The following is a 17,247-nucleotide window of genomic DNA, read 5'->3' on the forward strand; positions in this document are numbered from 1 at the left end:
ATTTTGATAAATAATTCTTAACGATAACACAAGATTTCATTGTGAAAATATATATGGAGTGCAAGTTTTTCATGCAGACAAACCCAATTACCATCGATTAGTCTGCGTGGCACAGTTCCACGATAAGCGGAGCAAGGATTGCGTAGCGCGGCCTTTTGCGTCAAGGAGGACGCAACGGCCGAAAGTGGTATTGTGGCACGCAGACAAGCCCAAAAGGCTTTTAGCACGCACTTAAGCAATTAAGCAGTATAAGCCCACAAAAAATGAGGGCACACTACGTACCCTCAAAGAATCTGCAAACCTAAATCCATAGCATCAAGAAGCTGGATTCTACAAAACAAAAAACGCCACAGCAATAATCAAATATACCGCTAGCAGCTGAACCCCTTCCATCCAGTTTGATTCGCCATCTGTCGCTACCCTGTTGGCAATCAAAACCGAAAAGACGAGGGCTACAAGTTCAAATTCATTGAAAACAATACTCATCGGTGTAAACAGCAAGCTCAGGAAAATCAATACAGGCGTTACAAACAAGATGATCTGAAGGCTTGACCCGATTGCAATCTCAACAGCGACATCCATTTTATTTTTCATTGCCATGACAATCGCCGTGCTATGCTCAGCAGCATTACCAATGATCGGAATAAGAATAATGCCGACGAAAAATTCGCTTAGCCCGATCGCTTCCGACATGGGCTCAACAGCGCTGACCAGAAACTCACTCTCCAGTCCGATCAGCACAGTGGCTCCGACCAAAACGGCAATTGCTTTTTTAATGGACCACTTTGGAGAGCTTTCCTGGGAGTGGTCGACCGAATAAATATCTTTGTGCGTGTAAAAAGAAAAGACTAAGCTCAGAATGTAGATGATAATCATGATGACTGCGACAATGACACTGAGTCCCTCATAACGCGTACTCAGGAGTGCCGGATCCAGCGTATGCATGAAGATAGCTGGAATCGTCAAACCAATAACCGCAAACAGCAGCATACTGGCACTGTTGTCAATAACCTTTTGGTTAAAATGCTGCGACTTGTACTTGATTCCGCCAAAGATCATGCTTAAACCCAGCACCAGTAGAATATTGCCAATGACCGATCCGGCGATAGATGCTTTAACAACCTCAAAAAGACCTGCTTTTAACGCAAAGAAAGAAATAATCAGTTCTGTCGCATTGCCAAACGTTGCATTCAGAAACCCGCCTATCTTTGGCCCTGAATAGAAGGAGATTTCCTCTGTCGCTTCACCCATCAGCGCAGCCAAAGGGATAATGGCCAGTGCTGTCAAGACAAACATCAGGGTTGGTGTCCAGTGCAGAAATTCACCGACAAAAGTGATCGGCACAAATATGAGCATATAACGTAAAATCTTCACTTTTTTTGTTCCTTTCGAATAAGCTAGAATATTATAGTCCCTCCGCGCTGCAGTTCCGCGAATACAAGTTCCAGCCGGTTTTAGTTGTACAAGACACAGAGCGCTAATTGCCATTATATATAAAATGAGATACATTTTCAATTCTTAAACAAAAGTGTCAGGCAAAGATTCTGAATATCCCCGCTACCATCAGCATGATGGCTTTAGCGGGTTCCCCTCGGTACTGATCGTCTCCAAAATCGGTTGCAGGAAACACGACTGTTGATCTCGAATTATTCATTACAATCGTATTTACATCAAAAATATCTGAATAATCAAAAAAACATCCAAAATCAGGAGGAACATGCCATGTTGGTTGTTGCACTTAATGGGAGCCCAAAACCCAATGGAAATACGGCTCAGAGTCTTAATATCGTTCTTCAGGAATTAGAAAAGGAGGGCATTCAGACCGAACTGCTACAATTAGGCGGAAAACCGATTTTTGGCTGTAAGGTCTGCGGAAAATGCGCTCAAAGCAAAGACAGAAGCTGCCCGGGCCATGACGACGAATTGAATCCGATTCTGCAAAGAGTCTTTGAAGCTGACGGCATTCTGATCGGTTCCCCAAGCTATTTCAGTAACATGACCCCCGAAGTCAAAGCCTTTATTGACCGCTGCGGTATCGTTAACGGGGCCAATGGCCGTTTATTGACCAGAAAAGTTGGTGCCGCGGTTGTGGCTGCCCGGAGAGCCGGTACAAATTTCGTTTTTTCTTCGATCAATCTATTCTTTGGCATCACCGAAATGATCACCGTAGGTTCTAGCTACTGGAATATGACACTTGCCCATAAACCCGGAAATGTCCAGCAGGACGAGGAAGGCATCCGGACATTTCAGACACTTGGCAAAAATATGGCCTGGCTTCTAAAGAAAATCAATCAAGAACAACCGTAAACAATCATGTAATTGCATTTTCTCAGATGCCTCTATCCGATCTGCCCGAGGTTCCAGTACCAATATCAATGGCTGGTCTTTTAGGGTTTATTCCCAAGGCCAGAAACCGCAGACCAGGTATCCGCGAAGCAAATTCAAACCACAGCCAAGGGAATAATATTCCGATAATAAGAAAACGCCAAGGACTCATCGTAATAAAACCGCCTATCACTGAATTCACAAACAAATGAAGAAACATGATCGCCATCGAACTTTGGCCCAGGGAACTGAATACCTTTTTGCAAAACGTCCAATTGGCGAGCATCCTGCTTAGGCCGGAGATCAGCAATACGGCAGCCATCGGCACAAGGATGTTCGTACCGAAAAAATAATATTGACGGTGCTTAAAGTCCAGCCCAAACCTCAGGTAATCCTGGAAATAGGCATAAAAGAATAAGACAAGGAAGACTGCTGATAACAAAAGAATGATTCTGCTCTGCTGGGGATTCTCCAGCCACTTTTTTTGTTTAAAAAGGAAGCCCAGAGCATAAAAAACAATTCCGAAAAGCGCCACATCCATGTTCCAGAGAACAAAGATATCCTGGTGAAAACGTGATTCCCAGAAGGCAAAAACAAAACATGCTGCGATCACCAGCACGACAAGCCACCTTGGACGAATCTTCCGGATGACGAAGTCAAAAAATATCTGGACAAAGAATAAGCAGGTCACAAACCAGAAGGTTCCGTAAGCGCCTTCCAGCTTGCTTCCGCCCAGAACCAAGGCTGTCCAGTTGATATCGGCCGATTGGCCTTTAAGCGCACTTAAAACGGCCAGGAATACCGTAATCAGAACGATATAGAATACATAAGGAACCAGGAGCTGTTTTGACCGCCGGACGAGATATTGCAACGGTGTCCCAGCCCCCGCAGATCGATACAGATAGCCGCTGATAAAGAAAAACAAAGGCATATGAAAGAAGAACATCAGAAAAGAATACGGATGGCCGGCGTGTCCCCAGACGACGCTCAGTATTCCGATTCCTTTCATCACATCCAGCCAAATGATCCGATTATCATTTTTTTCCGCGGTAATTCCCTGCACTGTCATCAAATCATCCTTCAGCTGAATATCGTCCCTTGTCACCGGATATGTGACTGGGACTAACAACAGTACTAGTCTATCACAGTCCTAAACGATGAACCAGCATTTTATTAAAGGCTACCGTGTCCGCATTTTTTAGAAAGTACATATCCGACAATGTATTACAGCGGCTTTATAAACATTTGGGTCCAGTGAATATTACCTTCACTATCCTTTGCAGCTCCAACACCTATTTCCAGATAGGACGGGCTTAGGATATTACTGCGATGGCCGGCAGAATTCATCCAGCTGTTCATAACTTCCTGCGGCGTTTGCTGACCATAAGCGATATTCTCCGCCGCAGCTGAAAATCTGATGCCAAAAGACTCCATCATTTTAAAAGGAGACCCGTAGGTCGGAGACTCGTGGGCAAAGTATCCTTTGTTGATCATATCCTGTGATTTGTATCTTGCGACCCTGCATAATTCCCAGTTCTGTTTCAGTTGCTGCAATCCTTTTTTAGCCCGTTCAACATTGACAAGCCGGATTACTTCCGTCTCCAGGGCTTTAATGCTGTCAATATTCGGGATCATAACCTTCTGTCCAGGGTAGATCAGTCTCAGATTTTGGATTTGCGGGTTGGCCTGGGCTAATTCGCTTAATCCAATTTCATACCGTACTGCAATTTTCCACATACTGTCTCCGGCCTGAACGCTATACTGGGTCGATTGGGCAAAAATTTGTCCAGGGCCACACAACAAAAACAACAACCCTAAAACAGGAATGATTACATTCCGGTTCATTGCATTTTTGTTCATCAAATCTACCTCCTTCATTGTCCTTTAGTTATTTTGAACAACTTTCCCATCTTGCATTCAGGCTGCATCAGGCCTATAATTTTGCCAGCAAGACTTATTCCCCTAGGGATACGTTTTAGCGTCACGATTGGGAGGTTGAAACGATGGCCAAAGAAAAAATCTTAATTCATGCCTGCTGCGCCACCTGTGCAGGTTATGTCCTGGAGCAGCTTTCTGCGGATTTTACTCCGGTCATCTACTATTGCAATCCTAACATTCATCCGGAGGAAGAATACGTGCTCCGGAGCAGTGAACTGCAAAAATATGCCGCTGCCCAAAACATATCTTTTATCGAGGATCCTTATGACCCCCAACAGTGGCTGGCACATGTGAAAGGTTTGGAGAATCAACCAGAGAAAGGAATCCGCTGTGATCGTTGTTTTGCTCTGAGACTTCAAAAAACGGCCGCGTATGCTTTGAGAAACGATATCAGCATCTTTACAACCACGCTAACCATCAGCCCTCATAAAAGCAGCCAACGCATTCTGGAGATAGGTCAAAAGATTGCTGATGGAAACTGCCTCAGATTCCTGGCCAGGGATTTTAAGAAACTGGATGGCTATAAAAAGACGATGGAGATCGCCCGGTCCCAAAATTTCTACCGGCAAAAATATTGCGGCTGTGTTTATTCCGTTCGTTGAATAATAAAATAACCAAAACTTAACTACTAGATTTTTGTTTATAATCGTTGACTTTGAGGCTTTTCCATGTTAATTTTTTATTGAAGAGTCTCTAGATAATTGATGTCTAGGTATAAAATCTAGCCGCAGTTATCTTTGGACTTTGCGCAAGAAGCTCCCGGACGCGGGAGCTTCTATTATTTTATTTGATTATTTTTGACCATCAGAAAATACACCATTGCATGTACCTTTACATATATTGCATCGAGTACCAATTCATACCAATTATACAGGGGGGTGTCTTGTAATTATGGCTTACGAAGGTGCAGTTGCCGGTGGTGTTGTTACAGAAGGCGCAGTTGGTGGTTGTTGCTGTACGCCTAATTTTTGCGGAATTGCTATTGTAACAGTAATTATTCTGCTCTTGATTGCGATGGGTATTTTGTTCTAAGGATCTAAAATCTTATCATTTGATCTGACTGTAAAAGAGGTGATAATAGATGTACGGTTATGGATGCTGCTGCAGAACTGCTCCGGTGGCTCCGGTTGCCCCAATGGCTCCGGTATATGGCGGTGTAGGTGTCGGTATTATCGCGATTGCGATTCTTATCCTTATTGCTCTGGGTGTAATCTTCTAAAAAAATTGGCAAAACTAATAAACGAGGGACAAAGGACGTATCTTTTGTCCCCCTTTTTGATTGGGGATAAATAATACGTCCCTTTGTTCCCCTAACCGCGATACTTAATCTACCGTCAAAAAGCTTTTGAAACCGGGAAGGAATTCCATAGTTTCTATGGAATAATTCAAATAAACAGTCATCATAATAAAAGTGTCAGAGGTTCTGCTATGAAAAATATTGCATTTTTTCTTATCCCGAAAAAAGATGTCATCTTTCTTAAAAAAAATGCTACGATGCGTCAGGCGCTTGAACGTATGGAGTACCACGGATATGCAGCAATCCCTCTGGTGGATTCCAAAGGGCATTACGCGGGAACTGTAACGGAGGGCGACCTCCTTTGGAAGCTGAAAAACACCCCTGATCTGACGTTCAGCAACACGGAAAAAATACACCTCGATGAAATTGAACAACGCACCCAGAATGCAGCCGTTTCGATCAATGCACAGATCAATGATCTTATTTCCAGGGCGATCCAGCAAAATTTTGTTCCCGTGATTGACGATCAGGGAATTTTTATCGGGATCGTCCGACGCCGCGAAATTATCGAATATTGTGCGAAACTACTAAATGAAAATAATCTTAGAATCATATAAACCAGGAAATAATTTAAGGACGTTGCCGCTCCTTGCCAGTTATAGCAACGCGGTAACGTCCTAAACATTTCTATATGGATCATATGATGGTTCGATGGACTCTTATACTTCTTTCTTCTCTTCAGACGAATCCTTGGTTCCTTTGACGCTGTCTTCTAGATCATCGGTCGCAGACTTAAACTCTTTAATGCCTTTGCCCATAGCTTTACCCAATTCAGGAAGTTTCCCTGGGCCAAAAATGATCAACACAACGACTAAAACGATGACTAATGTCATGGGAGCAATCATTCCAAAAATAGGTTGCACTTCTGTCACCCTCCTTTTCATATTACTATATCATGAACTCTACAAAAAACCAATTTCTTTACCCTACATCATCCTATCGTAGAAAGAGAAAAATTACAAGCATTTTCGCCAGAAAACATGGCTTGATAGACAAGATATAATTCCCAGATTAATTCCCACAGTTCTCCTGTAGCCTCAGTTACGCAAATGCCCATCTCTTTGGCTTCGGCCCGGCCTATCGGATAACCGTGCGAAAAATAACCGTTTGTAAGGTTTTGCGTGACCGCTTTCACCTTTTCCTTATCATTTTTCAGCATATATTTGGAAAGCAGGGATTCGGCATATTGTCTGGAAGCCTTTAAGGCTTTCTCATAATCCCCAATCAGCCACGGATCAAGTTTATTCAAAACCGAATTGACGATGATCTCAGAGACCTCCGTATTCGAGTTGTTTTCGATGAGTTCTTCAATATATTCGAAGCAGCAGCGCAGGGCCTGCACCGGTATCCAGAAATCCTTATACAACGGATGCTTGACCAGCGGGTCTATCGGTCCCAGCTCGGATATTGGACCCATCACAACTTCATCCGCTCCCAGAACAATCATTGAAGCTGCTGATTTTGCTGAAAAAGGAACGATGACCGAAAACTCTTCACAAAATTCCCTGATCAGCATGACAACCTTATAGGGTGTGTCAACCGCACCGCCATAGCTGTGCAAGAAAAGGTCAATTTTTCGAGTCCTTCCAATTTTATTCAATTCCTGATACAACGGAACCAGGATTCCATCGTCGAGAGGTGTATAAGAAAAATAGACAATAACTTTGGAATGCCGTATCTTTTCTATTTCTTCCAGTAACACTTTCCTTCTTTGGTCATTCAAAAATACACAGCTCCTCACTTAGTAATTCATGTATAATATACTATTTTTTTCCATATCAATGGGTGTTTGTATCTCTTGAAAAAATAGCAAAAGCCGCTGCGGCGGCTCTTAATGTAATTTGAAGCAAAAAAAAAGAGCTGCAGTAACTTCTTCGTTTTGCAGCGTCTCTATCAATTATATTAATAAAATTCATTTTAATATTTTTTAAGTACCTTGTGAGCCCTAAAATTATTATCTGAAGGTGAGTAGATTTTTCACAACTTCGTACCTTAGTAGCTTCTCTCACCCATGTAATTAGCCAACTCGATTAAAGCATCCTTGGCCGGAACATCGGGAAGTTCCTGAAGGTTTGCTTTGGCTTTGTCGATATACTGCTCAACAATTTTTCTTGATTTATCGATTCCACCTGCCTGGATGATCAGCTGGATTGCCTCGGCTACTTCGGCATCTGTTTTCGTCTTCTGCCCCAAAAGTTCCTTTAATCTTTCTTTCTGCGGCGAATCCTTCAATGCAAAAATCATCGGCAGGGTAATGATCCCCTGGCGGATGTCTCCCCCGACCGGTTTTCCCAGTTCTTTGGGGTTTGCCGTTATATCAAGGATATCATCGACAATTTGAAACGCAAGACCGAGGTAATTACCGTACTTGCTCATTAGCCATATCTGTCTCGGACTGGCATTGGATACTTTGGCGCCTAATTTGCAGCATAAGCCGATCAGTAGCGCTGTTTTTCGCTGAATACGGTAGAGATACTGTTTCAAGGTTTGCGTTGTATCATAGGAAGACTTAATTTGCTGAATTTCCCCCTGACACATCTCAATACAGACATCAGCCAAGATGCTGGATACCGCGGGATTATCAATCTTCACAATCAGTTCCAGGGCCTTCGCAAGCAGATAGTCCCCTGTTGCCATCGATACGGTATTTCCCCAGCCTGCGGTCAGGGTTGGACGTCCTCGGCGGGTAAGGGATGCATCAACGACATCGTCGTGAATCAATGTTGCCATATGTATAAGTTCGAGGGCCATTGTAACAGGAAGAAGCTTCTCAAACCGGTAGTCAAAAAATTTCCCGACAAGAAGCGTAAAACTCGGACGTAACCTTTTTCCGCCAGCTTGCAGAAGGTAAAGACAAGTTTGCGAAAACATAGGATTATCGACATTGAGAAATTTATCAAGTTCCTTTTCTACTTTTTTCAGATCTGCATTGATTTCTCTAAATAATTTCTGACGTTTCAACTATTATTCACCCGCTTGCATGTCTTTCTGATTCACTAGTTTATCGGGAGACGATTCCTCAATTTCCTGATAGGAAAGAAGCTCTTCCTCTTCCGCTATTTTTTTAGACTCAGCCGTTTTATCTTCAGGAGGATGGTCTTTAGGAGGATGGTCTTTAAAAGCATTTTCAATTAGACCGTTGGGAGCACTAAGTGTACTCTTAAATTCTCTGGTGACTTCATCGGTGAATTTTCGTACCTTAAAAATCATTTTGCCCAAAGTCCTCGCCACAACGGGCAAATCATCCGGACCAAATAGAATGACAGCGATGACCAATATCAGCGCAATTTCAGTCATACTCATTGGTTCTGTCCCCCTCCCTCTTCGGCTTCGGAAGGCTGAAGTTCTTTTTTCTTTCTCGTAATGAGATAGCCCAGCCATATACTTAGTTCATAAAGCATGTATATTGGGCCTGCCATCAGCAGCTGAGTTAAGGGATCCGGCGTCGGGGATATGACTACGGTAAGTATAACAATGGCAAAGAAAGCCCATTTGCGAAATTTGGCAAGCGTTTTTGGAGACAGATGTCCGGTTCTCATCAGGAAAAGCAGCACAACCGGCAGTTGGAATACTGCTCCGAAAGTCCCCATAAACGTTAAAATAAATTTCAGATAAGAGGATTTGGTCACAAAAGGCGTAGAATCTACGGCTCCTCCTCCTGCAAGCAACAGAAACTTCAAACAGACCGGCAAAACAAGATAGTAGGCAAAAGCGGCGCCGGCAATAAAAAGAATAAACGATGACGCAACGATATAGTAAAGATACTTACGTTCGTTTTTTTTGAGACCTGGAAGTATAAAGCTCCAGATCTGCCACAACACAACCGGAAGGGCAATCATAATACCGGTTACTACCGATATTTGCAGCTTTACCATAATCGGCTCCATCGGGGTTGTGGTAATAAAGCTTACTCCAGCCAGCTCAGTGACAGGCTCTGCCAGAAAACCGTATACATAGTCGCTGAAAATATAGCCGATAACCGTTCCAATAGCAATCGCATACAAAGAAATAAGAAGTACTTTTCTTAATTCTTTAACATGTCCCACAAGGCTCATTTCTAAGTTTCCTTTTTTTCTGCGTTGCACTATTTCGCTCCTCCATCAGCTAAATACGAGCCATTAATTATTCTATCACGATATTTAAAGAATACCAAATATACTTTCTATGTTCTAGGAAAGTTTCTTATTCGTGTCAGACAAAAAAAAGCTCAGGTCTGAGATTGATATGTAGAAATGTTTCTCAGTGGCTTGAGAGCTCCAAGATCTTCACGCAGGATATTTATTGTTGTAAGACCCCTGTACCGGCTTTTTTGTTCCGCTCGATTTCCGCGGATAGAAATTCCATTAATTCCTGCAAAGGCTTGATCGGTAAATAATCGCGGATTTGAGCCAGGTTCTCTTCTGCTTTACTGAGATTTTCCTGTAATATTGAAGCACAGGCTGGTTCTTCCGAAGCTGCCCAGGCCATCCCTATACAGTACCCAAAGTTCTCCAGTTTATCGATATAAGTTTGGGGAATCCCGGAAAGCTTAGCACTGAGTTTCACAGCCAGCGCCGTCAGAGAAGCTCTTTCATTGCCTAAGATCATGTTATATTCCTGGAAAGGGATACGCTTATTTTTATACCGCCAGCGCATCAGGATGCCTTCATTGATCGTCTTGATCAGTTTGACAAACTGACCGGCATACGGGAATATATCTTCCTGACATACCTTCTTCAGGGTTTGTCCAAACATAAAATCCCCTGTCAGTACAGGAAACTGCCTGGAATGCTCGGACATATCCTCATCGGTAATCAGTTTATGAATATGATGCGCCAGGAAAACATATTGAAAAACGGTTGCAAGGGAAAGAATCGTTTTGCTGATTTTTCCGGTCATGCAGCTTACAGACAAAACCAAGGCCGGACTCATATACCTTTCCAGATTATTCATCGGCAGGTTCAACAGATCATCAAGCGTTGATGAATTAAACTGCATTTCTTTATTCATTGCCGTTTCAACTGTTTTTAGTTCCGATTCAACGCTATAAACTTCGATCACCTTTGATTCCCCTCCAGAAATCTTAAGTATTCCACATAGTTCTGTGTTATTTTACATTATTCGTGATTAAAAATAAAAATCCTGCCCTGTTGTTTCTGTCTATTATTCAAGAAACGACATAATTCTATACATAATGTATGTATTGTATCAAGTAAATAGACCTTTAGCAATCCCGAGACTGCCAAAGGTCTATCTTTTTTGTTAGATCATTTTTGCAATGAGTTCGGCCGGATCGACAACGTGAACATTTTGATCAGGCTTAGCCTTATCTTTGACGCCGTCTTCCAGCATCGTAATGCAGTATGGGCAGTTAGCGCCAATGGCTTGAGGATCTTTGGAAAGTGCTTGTTCTACTCTTAGGTTGTTGATACGGTCACCCAGATTTTCTTCCATCCACATTCTGGCTCCACCCGCACCGCAACAAAAACTCTTGTCATGGTTGCGGTCCATCTCGACGAGCTGAACCCCTGGAATCCTATTGAAGAGTGCTCTCGGTGCATCATATTCCTGCTGGTAGCGCCCGAGATAACAGGAGTCATGGTATACAATTTTTTGTTCCGGCAGCTGAACGTCTTTATTCAGTTTCAGCTTGCCTTCTCTGATAAGCTGGTTAATGAACTGGGTATGATGAATCACTTCATAATTGCCGCCAAGTTCCGGATACTCATTTTTCAGGGTATTGAAGCAGTGCGGACAGGTAGTGATAATCTTCTTCACGCCATAGTTATTCAGGATGCCTACATTTTCTTTGACCATGAATTGGAAGAGATATTCGTTGCCGGCACGGCGGGCAAAATCACCGCAGCATTTCTCTTCTCTGCCAAGGATCGCGAAGTTGACGCCGGCAGCCTTAAGAATTTTGGCAGTAGCCACGGAAACCTTCTTCGCGCGGTTGTCGAAAGAACCGGCACAGCCGACCCAGAATAGATACTCCGGATTCTCTGCTGTTTTCATGACTGGAATATCAAGGTCTTTGGCCCAGCCGGCACGCTCGCTCCAGCTGACACCCCACGGATTGTATTTGCTTTCAACATTACGGAAAGCGAGCTGCAGTTCAGGTGCATAGTTGTTTTCATTCATCACCTCATACCGACGCATATCAATGATCTTGTTGACATGTTCGTTCGATACCGGGCATAAAGCCTGACAGGCTGAACAGGTCGTACAGGACCAGAGTTCATCGCGCGTAAAGACATCACCGATTAGGTGCTTTTGAAGTATTTCCGCACACTCACGGTCCTCCTCGGCAATCTTCCTGAAATCTTCAGCTGTTAAATCAGCTGTGGATTTAAGGCCCAGCTTGGTCATCTCAGCGCCTTTTTTCAAAAGATGATCCTTCAGCTCTCTGCTTAAGAGCTTTTTCGGATTCAGCGGTTTGCCGGAGATATTGGCCGGACAGTTATCCATACAACGGCCACATTCTCCGCACGCGAAGCAGTCCAGCAGTTGCTTCCAGGTAAAGTTTTCGATTCTTCCTACACCGTACTCCGTAACCTTTTCGTCCAGCAGATCCATTGCCGGAATCTGAGCGCCGGCAGGTTTCAACGTGGCAAAATAGCCATTGAACGGCGAGGCCAACAAATGCATGTGCTTGGAGTTCGGGATATAGACCAGGAACCCGAGAATGATCAGCACATGGGTCCACCAGCAAATCTCAATGATGACACGGAGCGTTTCAGCGCTGTAGCCCTGGTAAAGTCCGGCAAACAAATGATAGATGAAGGCCAGATTATAGGCAGGGTTTGCATCTAAGACAACTTTGGCTCCACTGGTCAGCCATTCAGTGACTATAACCAAGAAGATCAGAATCACGATGATCGCGGCTTCCGGTGTTCGATAGAGACGTTTAGGCTTGACGATCCATCTTCTGATCACACCGATAATTAAACCGACAAATACGAGTGTCGACAGAATGTCTTTAATTAGATAGAAGTAGGGACTTGTTCCGAGCAATGGAACATGGACAGATGGGAACAGTCCTTCGATCATAAACGGGATCTCTCCTAAGGCAATGAATATGAATCCCCAGAAGATAAACAAGTGAATATAGCCGTAAAATTCCCTGAGCATTTTGCCCTGCAATAAAACGTTCACAATAAAATTCTTTAAACGTTTGCCCGGGTTGTCAAATCTGTTTTCTTTCGCACCTAAGGTCAGAATACGGACTTTTTTATTTAAGGCGTAAACAAACGCATAAACTGCAAGTCCTGTCAGTACTAAAAATATAATCAGCTTTAAAGAAAGCAATCTTAACACCTTCCTTTTCCTACTCATCCTATTTTATCCGTCAGCCAGATCATCTTATCATTAAAGATCGTTCATTATGCCCTTAAAGATTGTTTATTACGCCCTTTTTAACGTTTTGATCTTTTGGGTCAGCATGGGTACAATTTGATGAAGATCCCCAACAAGACCATAGGTCGCGATGTTGAAAATGGGAGCTTCGGGATCATTGTTAATTGCAACAACGATTTCGGAAGTATTCATTCCGGCCAGATGCTGAATAGCGCCTGAGATACCACAGGCAATATAAAGTTTCGGGGAAACCGTTTTTCCAGTCTGTCCTACCTGACGGTAATGCGGAACCCATCCTGCATCAACTGCTGCACGAGATGCCCCGGCTACGCCGCCAAGGGCTTCAGCAAGTTCCTCAATCAAACGGTAATTTTCCGGACCGCCTATGCCTCTGCCGCCGGAAACAATAATCTCAGCATCCTGCAGATTGACGGTGTGAGATATGCTTTGGATAATATCTAAAATCCTGGTGGTCATATCCGCTTCTTTGACGGAGCTTTCACAGCGGATAACTTCACCTGTCCGGCTGTAATCGGGCTCATCCATTTTCATAACCTTCGGACGGACCGTGGCCATCTGCGGACGATGATTCGGGCAAAGAATGGTCGCCATAACATTGCCACCAAATGCAGGCCGGCTCTGTCTTAAAAGCCGTGTTTCCGGATCAATGGAAAGAGCGGTGCAATCCGCCGTAAGGCCGGTGGTAATCCTGACTGCGATACGTGCTGCAAAATCACGTCCGTTATTGGTCGCGCCAAACAGCAGAATCTCCGGTTTATATTGATTAATAATTTCAACAATCGCATCCGTATAGGAATCGGTACGATAATCCTTAAACACAGGGCCGTCTACCAGATAGACTTTTTCAGCGCCGTAAGCAAAACACTCTTTAGTCAATTCGTCAACATTTTCACCAAGAAGCACGCCGGCCAGTTCCACCTTCAGCTCATTGGCCAACTTGCGGCCTTCGCTAAGCAGCTCGAGCGCTACGGTGTCAATCTTGCCGTTGCGTTGTTCGATAAAGACCCATACCCCTTTGTATTCATCGTTGTTTTTAGAAGCTTTTTTGGCTTTTTTGGTAACTTCTATGGCATTGTTCGGACAGGCTTTGCCGCAGGCTCCGCAGCCGGTACAATTTTCCTTTAATTTTGCGATGCCAGCTACGATCTCTATAGCACCGAAAGGACATCTATCAACACAAGCGCCGCAGCCATTACATTGATTTTCTAGGATCTTTACACTCATTTTCCTGCTCCTCCTTATATGATTTCGGCAGCCTGCAGCTTCTTAATCAGCAAATTGCATAATTGTTCGTCTGTTTCACCTTTAAGCATTTCACTCTGAATTTTAACTTCAGGCGTGAAGATCTGCATAACCTGGGTGCAGGAGCCGTTAAGTCCGGTCTTTTCGGCAGGAGCGTCAATATCGGCAGCTGACCAAGTTGATACCGGCATTCTTGAAGCTTTGATCGAACCTTTAACACTCGGATACCTTGGTTCGCCGATTGCTTTATCGACTGCGATGACCGCAGGCAATTGAACTTTGATCACTTCAAATCCGCCTTCAAAGGCGCGTTCAACAACGAGATGATCCTCATGGACTTCTCTGATTTTTTGAACATAGGTTGTTTGGGGAAGATGTAAATGCTCGGCAATACCAGGCCCTACCTGGGCGGTATCTCCGTCAATGGCCATTTTTCCGCAGAAGATGATATCCGGTTTGCCGATTTTTTCAATGGCTCTGGCCAGCGAATAGGAAGTAGCCCAAGTATCGGCGCCTGCAAACGCCCGGTCACTGATCAGTACTGCTTCATCCGCGCCCATTGCCAGACATTTGCGCAGCGCAGATACCGCCTGTGGCGGTCCCATGGTTAAGACGGTCACTTTACCGCCGTATTGTTCTTTTATTTTAATAGCAGCTTCAGCCGCATATTCGTCAAACGGATTTACGATACTCGGAACACCGTCACGGATTAACGTGTTTTTAACCGGATCAATCTTTACTTCTGTAGTATCAGGTACTTGTTTAATACAAACAACGATTTCCACTTTCTTCATCCTTTCCTTGCGTTGCTTTTTACATTAATACAAAAAAACTGAGAGTATTTATAAAATAATGATTGAGTCCCTCTTCTGACCAAATAATGAATCTTAGTTACATTCTGTTGGTAGTTCTAGCCCATGCATGTATCTAATACAAATAGTGAAAATTTTCACAATAAATGTTTTTCAAAATATTGTGAAAATTTATTAAGGATCAACCCCTTAAAATACCTAATAAGAAACAAGAAACATATTTATATATACAAATATATATATTTGTATATACTACTTTATCAAGATAATATCAGAAAGTGAAGAATAACACAAGCGAATTTTGATATTTTTTGGGGATTATTAATGTTTTTTGTTACCTTTTTTTGTTACAAGGCTGGATTTCTCTTTAAGGTATTTCTTTCACGTCAAAGTGAGCATTTTTCAAAATATTATATATTTCCTCAAGCGGGGTTGATGCCACCTCTCGGTATATTCTTCTGGTATACATATGCCGGGCATTCGGAAAAATATTTTTGATGCTCCGCCTGAGCTTATTTCCCGGCTCGTCCGCATCGACCAACACATAAATCTCATCATATTTCTCTTCGTCAATGAGCCTTTCAAGGTTCGTTTGATTAATAGTTCCGTACGTACAGATGATTTCAACAGGTTCGTCCAGTACCTTCAGCAGCTGTTCCCTGTCTGTCTTCCCTTCAACAATAATGGCTTTATTCATTTCATCACTTCTTTTTGTCCAAGATTTGTTTGCCGATATCCTTTATCCTGTATCCGGTATTCCTGATCTGCTTTATATGTTTCTCTTATTATAAATCATTTATCAATATCATCAATAAATAATAATCATTGGAAATCATAAAAAAATGTCCTAAATAAATCACATACATAAATAATCCGGGTTTCCCCGGATTATGATCAGTATCTTCGTTTCAGGAATGGCTCGGTTTGTCGGCTTGTGTCTGTTGGATATTACGTTCCTTTTGAACATCATAATCTGTAAAATGCGGATCACTTACCGTCAGAGACGATTTGGCTCTTGCATTCTTTTTATGTTTTCCCATGCCGGCTATCCTTTCATCGTTTGCTGCTTGAATATAGGTGCTTCCTGAATAGCATGCCCTTTCTCCATCCGGACTATGCTTACTTCTCGCTATTGTATGTATTCCCCTCTTGTCTGCCCTAAGCCTGTATGTTCGAGAAATAATTTCTCCTATTTTCCAAATAACCGGTAAATTATAACCCAATTGCCAAGGAGTGTGGATATGAAATTAACATGATCAAATACCAGACTGGGAAGATCTACCTTGCCGCAACCGTCAAGATTGGAAGGCGATTGACGGTGGCCAAGGCCTTGCTTAAGGAAGCAAGCTGCCCGATGCTTCCGACGGCAACTCAAATTACGCACCAGTGCGCAATTTGACATACACCCAGGCGGTGATCCCCTCAGGAGTCCCGGAAGAAGGACCCGAACAATGCCGGAAATAAAAAACAGGCTGCAATTAGTTTAAACAGCTTGTTTAAAAGAAAAAAATCTACACCCAAAAAAGACCCCATTTAAACGCATAATTTCAAATTGCACTAAAACTTACACTACACGGTCATTTTCGCCTTTCCGGGCAACAAAAAAAGCCCCGAAAGGCTTTATTTTACTGGTCGGAGCGACACGACTTGAACGTGCGGCCTCTACCACCCCAAGGTAGCGCTCTACCAAGCTGAGCTACGCCCCGACATCCGTCCCTTGCGAAACACTAATACAATTTATCATACCGGGGGTAAAAAATCAAGCAAAATTCGGCAAAAAACAAATCACATTGGCGCATTTCAACTTTTAGCAATCAATTCGATTTTACGTACGCCATCCAGCTCACCCAGATTTGACACCAGGCTTTCCACAGTTTCTTCCATTTTTTCTGTTTCGATCGAAATGGAAACATTAGCAATCCCCTGCAGCGGAATCCCCTGATTGATGGTAATGATATTTCCGGAGACGGAGGCGACATAGTTTAAAACATTCGACAAGATCCCTGCTTTGTCCATCAGCAGCAAGGATAGCGTAATCATCTTTTCTTTACTTGCTTCATAAAACGGAAAAACTCCGTCTTTATATTTATAAAATGCGCTCCGGCTTATTTCGACTCTCTCACAGGCTTCATTCACGGTCAGCACATCAAATTTCGCCAAAAGTTCTTTAGCCTGAGCTGTTTTTGTAATCGCCTCAGGAAGAATCCCCTTGCTTACCAACAGAAAATCCTTTTTCTGTTTGCTCACACAATTCAGCTCCCAACTTTTTTTGTATGC

At 43.1% G+C, this 17,247-nt stretch carries 22 protein-coding genes and 1 tRNA gene; 6 read left to right on the forward strand and 17 right to left on the reverse strand.

What is annotated here, in order from left to right; genetic code table 11:
• Positions 1–330: 330 nt before the first annotated feature.
• On the reverse strand, positions 331–1,509 hold the full coding sequence (gene cax, locus AAH944_RS08785) for a calcium/proton exchanger (protein WP_415534412.1): 1,179 nt from the start codon (positions 1,507–1,509) through the stop codon (positions 331–333).
• A gap of 22 nt (positions 1,510–1,531) precedes the next feature.
• Positions 1,532–1,654, reverse strand: a complete 123-nt coding sequence (locus tag AAH944_RS08790; RefSeq protein ID WP_415534414.1) for a hypothetical protein — start codon at positions 1,652–1,654, stop codon at positions 1,532–1,534.
• 68 nt (positions 1,655–1,722) lie between these two features.
• Here AAH944_RS08790 and AAH944_RS08795 point away from each other — a divergent pair, with 68 nt between their 5' ends.
• Complete coding sequence (locus AAH944_RS08795; RefSeq protein ID WP_415534416.1) at positions 1,723–2,307, forward strand: flavodoxin family protein; 585 nt, start codon at positions 1,723–1,725, stop codon at positions 2,305–2,307.
• A gap of 22 nt (positions 2,308–2,329) precedes the next feature.
• On the opposite strand, the gene AAH944_RS08800 is transcribed toward AAH944_RS08795, so the two are convergent.
• Positions 2,330–3,430, reverse strand: coding sequence for an acyltransferase family protein (locus AAH944_RS08800; protein ID WP_415534418.1), 1,101 nt, complete (start codon positions 3,428–3,430; stop codon positions 2,330–2,332).
• A 119-nt stretch (positions 3,431–3,549) separates the two neighbouring features.
• Entirely contained in the window at positions 3,550–4,185 is a 636-nt protein-coding gene (safA, locus tag AAH944_RS08805) for a SafA/ExsA family spore coat assembly protein (RefSeq protein WP_415534420.1), read from the reverse strand.
• A 143-nt stretch (positions 4,186–4,328) separates the two neighbouring features.
• Here safA and AAH944_RS08810 point away from each other — a divergent pair, with 143 nt between their 5' ends.
• The 4 genes from AAH944_RS08810 to AAH944_RS08825 all read left to right on the forward strand — a co-directional run bounded on the left by AAH944_RS08810 (position 4,329) and on the right by AAH944_RS08825 (position 6,117).
• Positions 4,329–4,865, forward strand: coding sequence for an epoxyqueuosine reductase QueH (locus tag AAH944_RS08810; protein ID WP_415534422.1), 537 nt, complete (start codon positions 4,329–4,331; stop codon positions 4,863–4,865).
• Between the two features lie 289 nt (positions 4,866–5,154).
• The gene (locus tag AAH944_RS08815; RefSeq protein WP_015043034.1) at positions 5,155–5,295 is read left to right on the forward strand and encodes a hypothetical protein; all 141 of its coding nucleotides are present in this window, start codon (positions 5,155–5,157) and stop codon (positions 5,293–5,295) included.
• A gap of 49 nt (positions 5,296–5,344) precedes the next feature.
• Positions 5,345–5,482, forward strand: a complete 138-nt coding sequence (locus AAH944_RS08820; protein ID WP_415534424.1) for a hypothetical protein — start codon at positions 5,345–5,347, stop codon at positions 5,480–5,482.
• A 209-nt stretch (positions 5,483–5,691) separates the two neighbouring features.
• Positions 5,692–6,117: a CBS domain-containing protein gene (locus AAH944_RS08825; protein WP_415534426.1), complete on the forward strand. Its 426-nt coding sequence runs from the start codon at positions 5,692–5,694 to the stop codon at positions 6,115–6,117.
• A 102-nt stretch (positions 6,118–6,219) separates the two neighbouring features.
• On the opposite strand, the gene tatA is transcribed toward AAH944_RS08825, so the two are convergent.
• From tatA to AAH944_RS08880, 11 genes are all read right to left on the reverse strand, one after another.
• Positions 6,220–6,423 carry a twin-arginine translocase TatA/TatE family subunit gene (gene tatA / locus AAH944_RS08830; RefSeq protein ID WP_015043037.1) on the reverse strand — a complete coding sequence of 68 codons (204 nt, stop codon included), beginning with the start codon at positions 6,421–6,423 and terminating at the stop codon, positions 6,220–6,222.
• 68 nt (positions 6,424–6,491) lie between these two features.
• Positions 6,492–7,283, reverse strand: a complete 792-nt coding sequence (locus AAH944_RS08835; protein WP_415534428.1) for an SDH family Clp fold serine proteinase — start codon at positions 7,281–7,283, stop codon at positions 6,492–6,494.
• 269 nt (positions 7,284–7,552) lie between these two features.
• Positions 7,553–8,521: a polyprenyl synthetase family protein gene (locus tag AAH944_RS08840; RefSeq protein WP_415534430.1), complete on the reverse strand. Its 969-nt coding sequence runs from the start codon at positions 8,519–8,521 to the stop codon at positions 7,553–7,555.
• 3 nt (positions 8,522–8,524) lie between these two features.
• Entirely contained in the window at positions 8,525–8,863 is a 339-nt protein-coding gene (locus AAH944_RS08845; RefSeq protein WP_415534432.1) for a twin-arginine translocase TatA/TatE family subunit, read from the reverse strand.
• Positions 8,860–9,645 (reverse strand): twin-arginine translocase subunit TatC, encoded by a 786-nt coding sequence (gene tatC / locus AAH944_RS08850; RefSeq protein WP_415534434.1) that lies wholly within the window; start codon positions 9,643–9,645, stop codon positions 8,860–8,862. Before tatC ends, AAH944_RS08845 begins: the two co-directional genes overlap by 4 nt.
• Before the next feature lie 193 nt (positions 9,646–9,838).
• Positions 9,839–10,600: a hypothetical protein gene (locus AAH944_RS08855; RefSeq protein WP_415534436.1), complete on the reverse strand. Its 762-nt coding sequence runs from the start codon at positions 10,598–10,600 to the stop codon at positions 9,839–9,841.
• A gap of 201 nt (positions 10,601–10,801) precedes the next feature.
• The gene (locus tag AAH944_RS08860; RefSeq protein WP_415534438.1) at positions 10,802–12,874 is read right to left on the reverse strand and encodes a heterodisulfide reductase-related iron-sulfur binding cluster; all 2,073 of its coding nucleotides are present in this window, start codon (positions 12,872–12,874) and stop codon (positions 10,802–10,804) included.
• A 69-nt stretch (positions 12,875–12,943) separates the two neighbouring features.
• Positions 12,944–14,140, reverse strand: coding sequence for an FAD-binding protein (locus tag AAH944_RS08865; protein WP_415534440.1), 1,197 nt, complete (start codon positions 14,138–14,140; stop codon positions 12,944–12,946).
• Between the two features lie 14 nt (positions 14,141–14,154).
• Positions 14,155–14,943, reverse strand: coding sequence for an electron transfer flavoprotein subunit beta/FixA family protein (locus AAH944_RS08870; RefSeq protein WP_415534442.1), 789 nt, complete (start codon positions 14,941–14,943; stop codon positions 14,155–14,157).
• A gap of 394 nt (positions 14,944–15,337) precedes the next feature.
• Positions 15,338–15,667 carry a toprim domain-containing protein gene (locus tag AAH944_RS08875; RefSeq protein WP_415534444.1) on the reverse strand — a complete coding sequence of 110 codons (330 nt, stop codon included), beginning with the start codon at positions 15,665–15,667 and terminating at the stop codon, positions 15,338–15,340.
• A gap of 211 nt (positions 15,668–15,878) precedes the next feature.
• A complete protein-coding gene (locus tag AAH944_RS08880; RefSeq protein ID WP_015043047.1) occupies positions 15,879–16,010 on the reverse strand; it encodes a hypothetical protein in 132 nt (43 codons plus the stop codon).
• Positions 16,011–16,222: 212 nt separating this feature from the next.
• Here AAH944_RS08880 and AAH944_RS08885 point away from each other — a divergent pair, with 212 nt between their 5' ends.
• Positions 16,223–16,369, forward strand: coding sequence for a DUF3102 domain-containing protein (locus AAH944_RS08885; RefSeq protein ID WP_415534446.1), 147 nt, complete (start codon positions 16,223–16,225; stop codon positions 16,367–16,369).
• 230 nt (positions 16,370–16,599) lie between these two features.
• Here the strand turns inward: AAH944_RS08885 and AAH944_RS08890 are convergent.
• Together AAH944_RS08890 and AAH944_RS08895 are read right to left on the reverse strand one after the other, a co-directional pair.
• A tRNA-Pro gene (locus tag AAH944_RS08890) sits at positions 16,600–16,676 on the reverse strand.
• Between the two features lie 94 nt (positions 16,677–16,770).
• The gene (locus tag AAH944_RS08895; RefSeq protein ID WP_415534448.1) at positions 16,771–17,217 is read right to left on the reverse strand and encodes an ACT domain-containing protein; all 447 of its coding nucleotides are present in this window, start codon (positions 17,215–17,217) and stop codon (positions 16,771–16,773) included.
• Positions 17,218–17,247 lie beyond the last annotated feature (30 nt).

The organism is Dehalobacter sp. CP, from assembly GCF_047652685.1.
Classification (GTDB): Bacteria; Bacillota; Desulfitobacteriia; order Desulfitobacteriales; family Syntrophobotulaceae; genus Dehalobacter.

What these genes read in the sequence shown, in the direction of transcription:
- cax (WP_415534412.1), bottom strand. Translation starts at nt 1,509, where the DNA reads ATGTATCTCATTTTATATATAATGGCAATTAGCGCTCTGTGTCTTGTA.
- AAH944_RS08790 (WP_415534414.1), bottom strand. Translation starts at nt 1,654, where the DNA reads ATGAATAATTCGAGATCAACAGTCGTGTTTCCTGCAACCGATTTTGGA.
- AAH944_RS08795 (WP_415534416.1), top strand. Translation starts at nt 1,723, where the DNA reads ATGTTGGTTGTTGCACTTAATGGGAGCCCAAAACCCAATGGAAATACG.
- safA (WP_415534420.1), bottom strand. Translation starts at nt 4,185, where the DNA reads ATGAACAAAAATGCAATGAACCGGAATGTAATCATTCCTGTTTTAGGG.
- AAH944_RS08810 (WP_415534422.1), top strand. Translation starts at nt 4,329, where the DNA reads ATGGCCAAAGAAAAAATCTTAATTCATGCCTGCTGCGCCACCTGTGCA.
- AAH944_RS08815 (WP_015043034.1), top strand. Translation starts at nt 5,155, where the DNA reads ATGGCTTACGAAGGTGCAGTTGCCGGTGGTGTTGTTACAGAAGGCGCA.
- AAH944_RS08820 (WP_415534424.1), top strand. Translation starts at nt 5,345, where the DNA reads ATGTACGGTTATGGATGCTGCTGCAGAACTGCTCCGGTGGCTCCGGTT.
- AAH944_RS08825 (WP_415534426.1), top strand. Translation starts at nt 5,692, where the DNA reads ATGAAAAATATTGCATTTTTTCTTATCCCGAAAAAAGATGTCATCTTT.
- AAH944_RS08845 (WP_415534432.1), bottom strand. Translation starts at nt 8,863, where the DNA reads ATGAGTATGACTGAAATTGCGCTGATATTGGTCATCGCTGTCATTCTA.
- AAH944_RS08860 (WP_415534438.1), bottom strand. Translation starts at nt 12,874, where the DNA reads ATGAGTAGGAAAAGGAAGGTGTTAAGATTGCTTTCTTTAAAGCTGATT.
- AAH944_RS08865 (WP_415534440.1), bottom strand. Translation starts at nt 14,140, where the DNA reads ATGAGTGTAAAGATCCTAGAAAATCAATGTAATGGCTGCGGCGCTTGT.
- AAH944_RS08875 (WP_415534444.1), bottom strand. Translation starts at nt 15,667, where the DNA reads ATGAATAAAGCCATTATTGTTGAAGGGAAGACAGACAGGGAACAGCTG.
- AAH944_RS08880 (WP_015043047.1), bottom strand. Translation starts at nt 16,010, where the DNA reads ATGGGAAAACATAAAAAGAATGCAAGAGCCAAATCGTCTCTGACGGTA.
- AAH944_RS08885 (WP_415534446.1), top strand. Translation starts at nt 16,223, where the DNA reads ATGATCAAATACCAGACTGGGAAGATCTACCTTGCCGCAACCGTCAAG.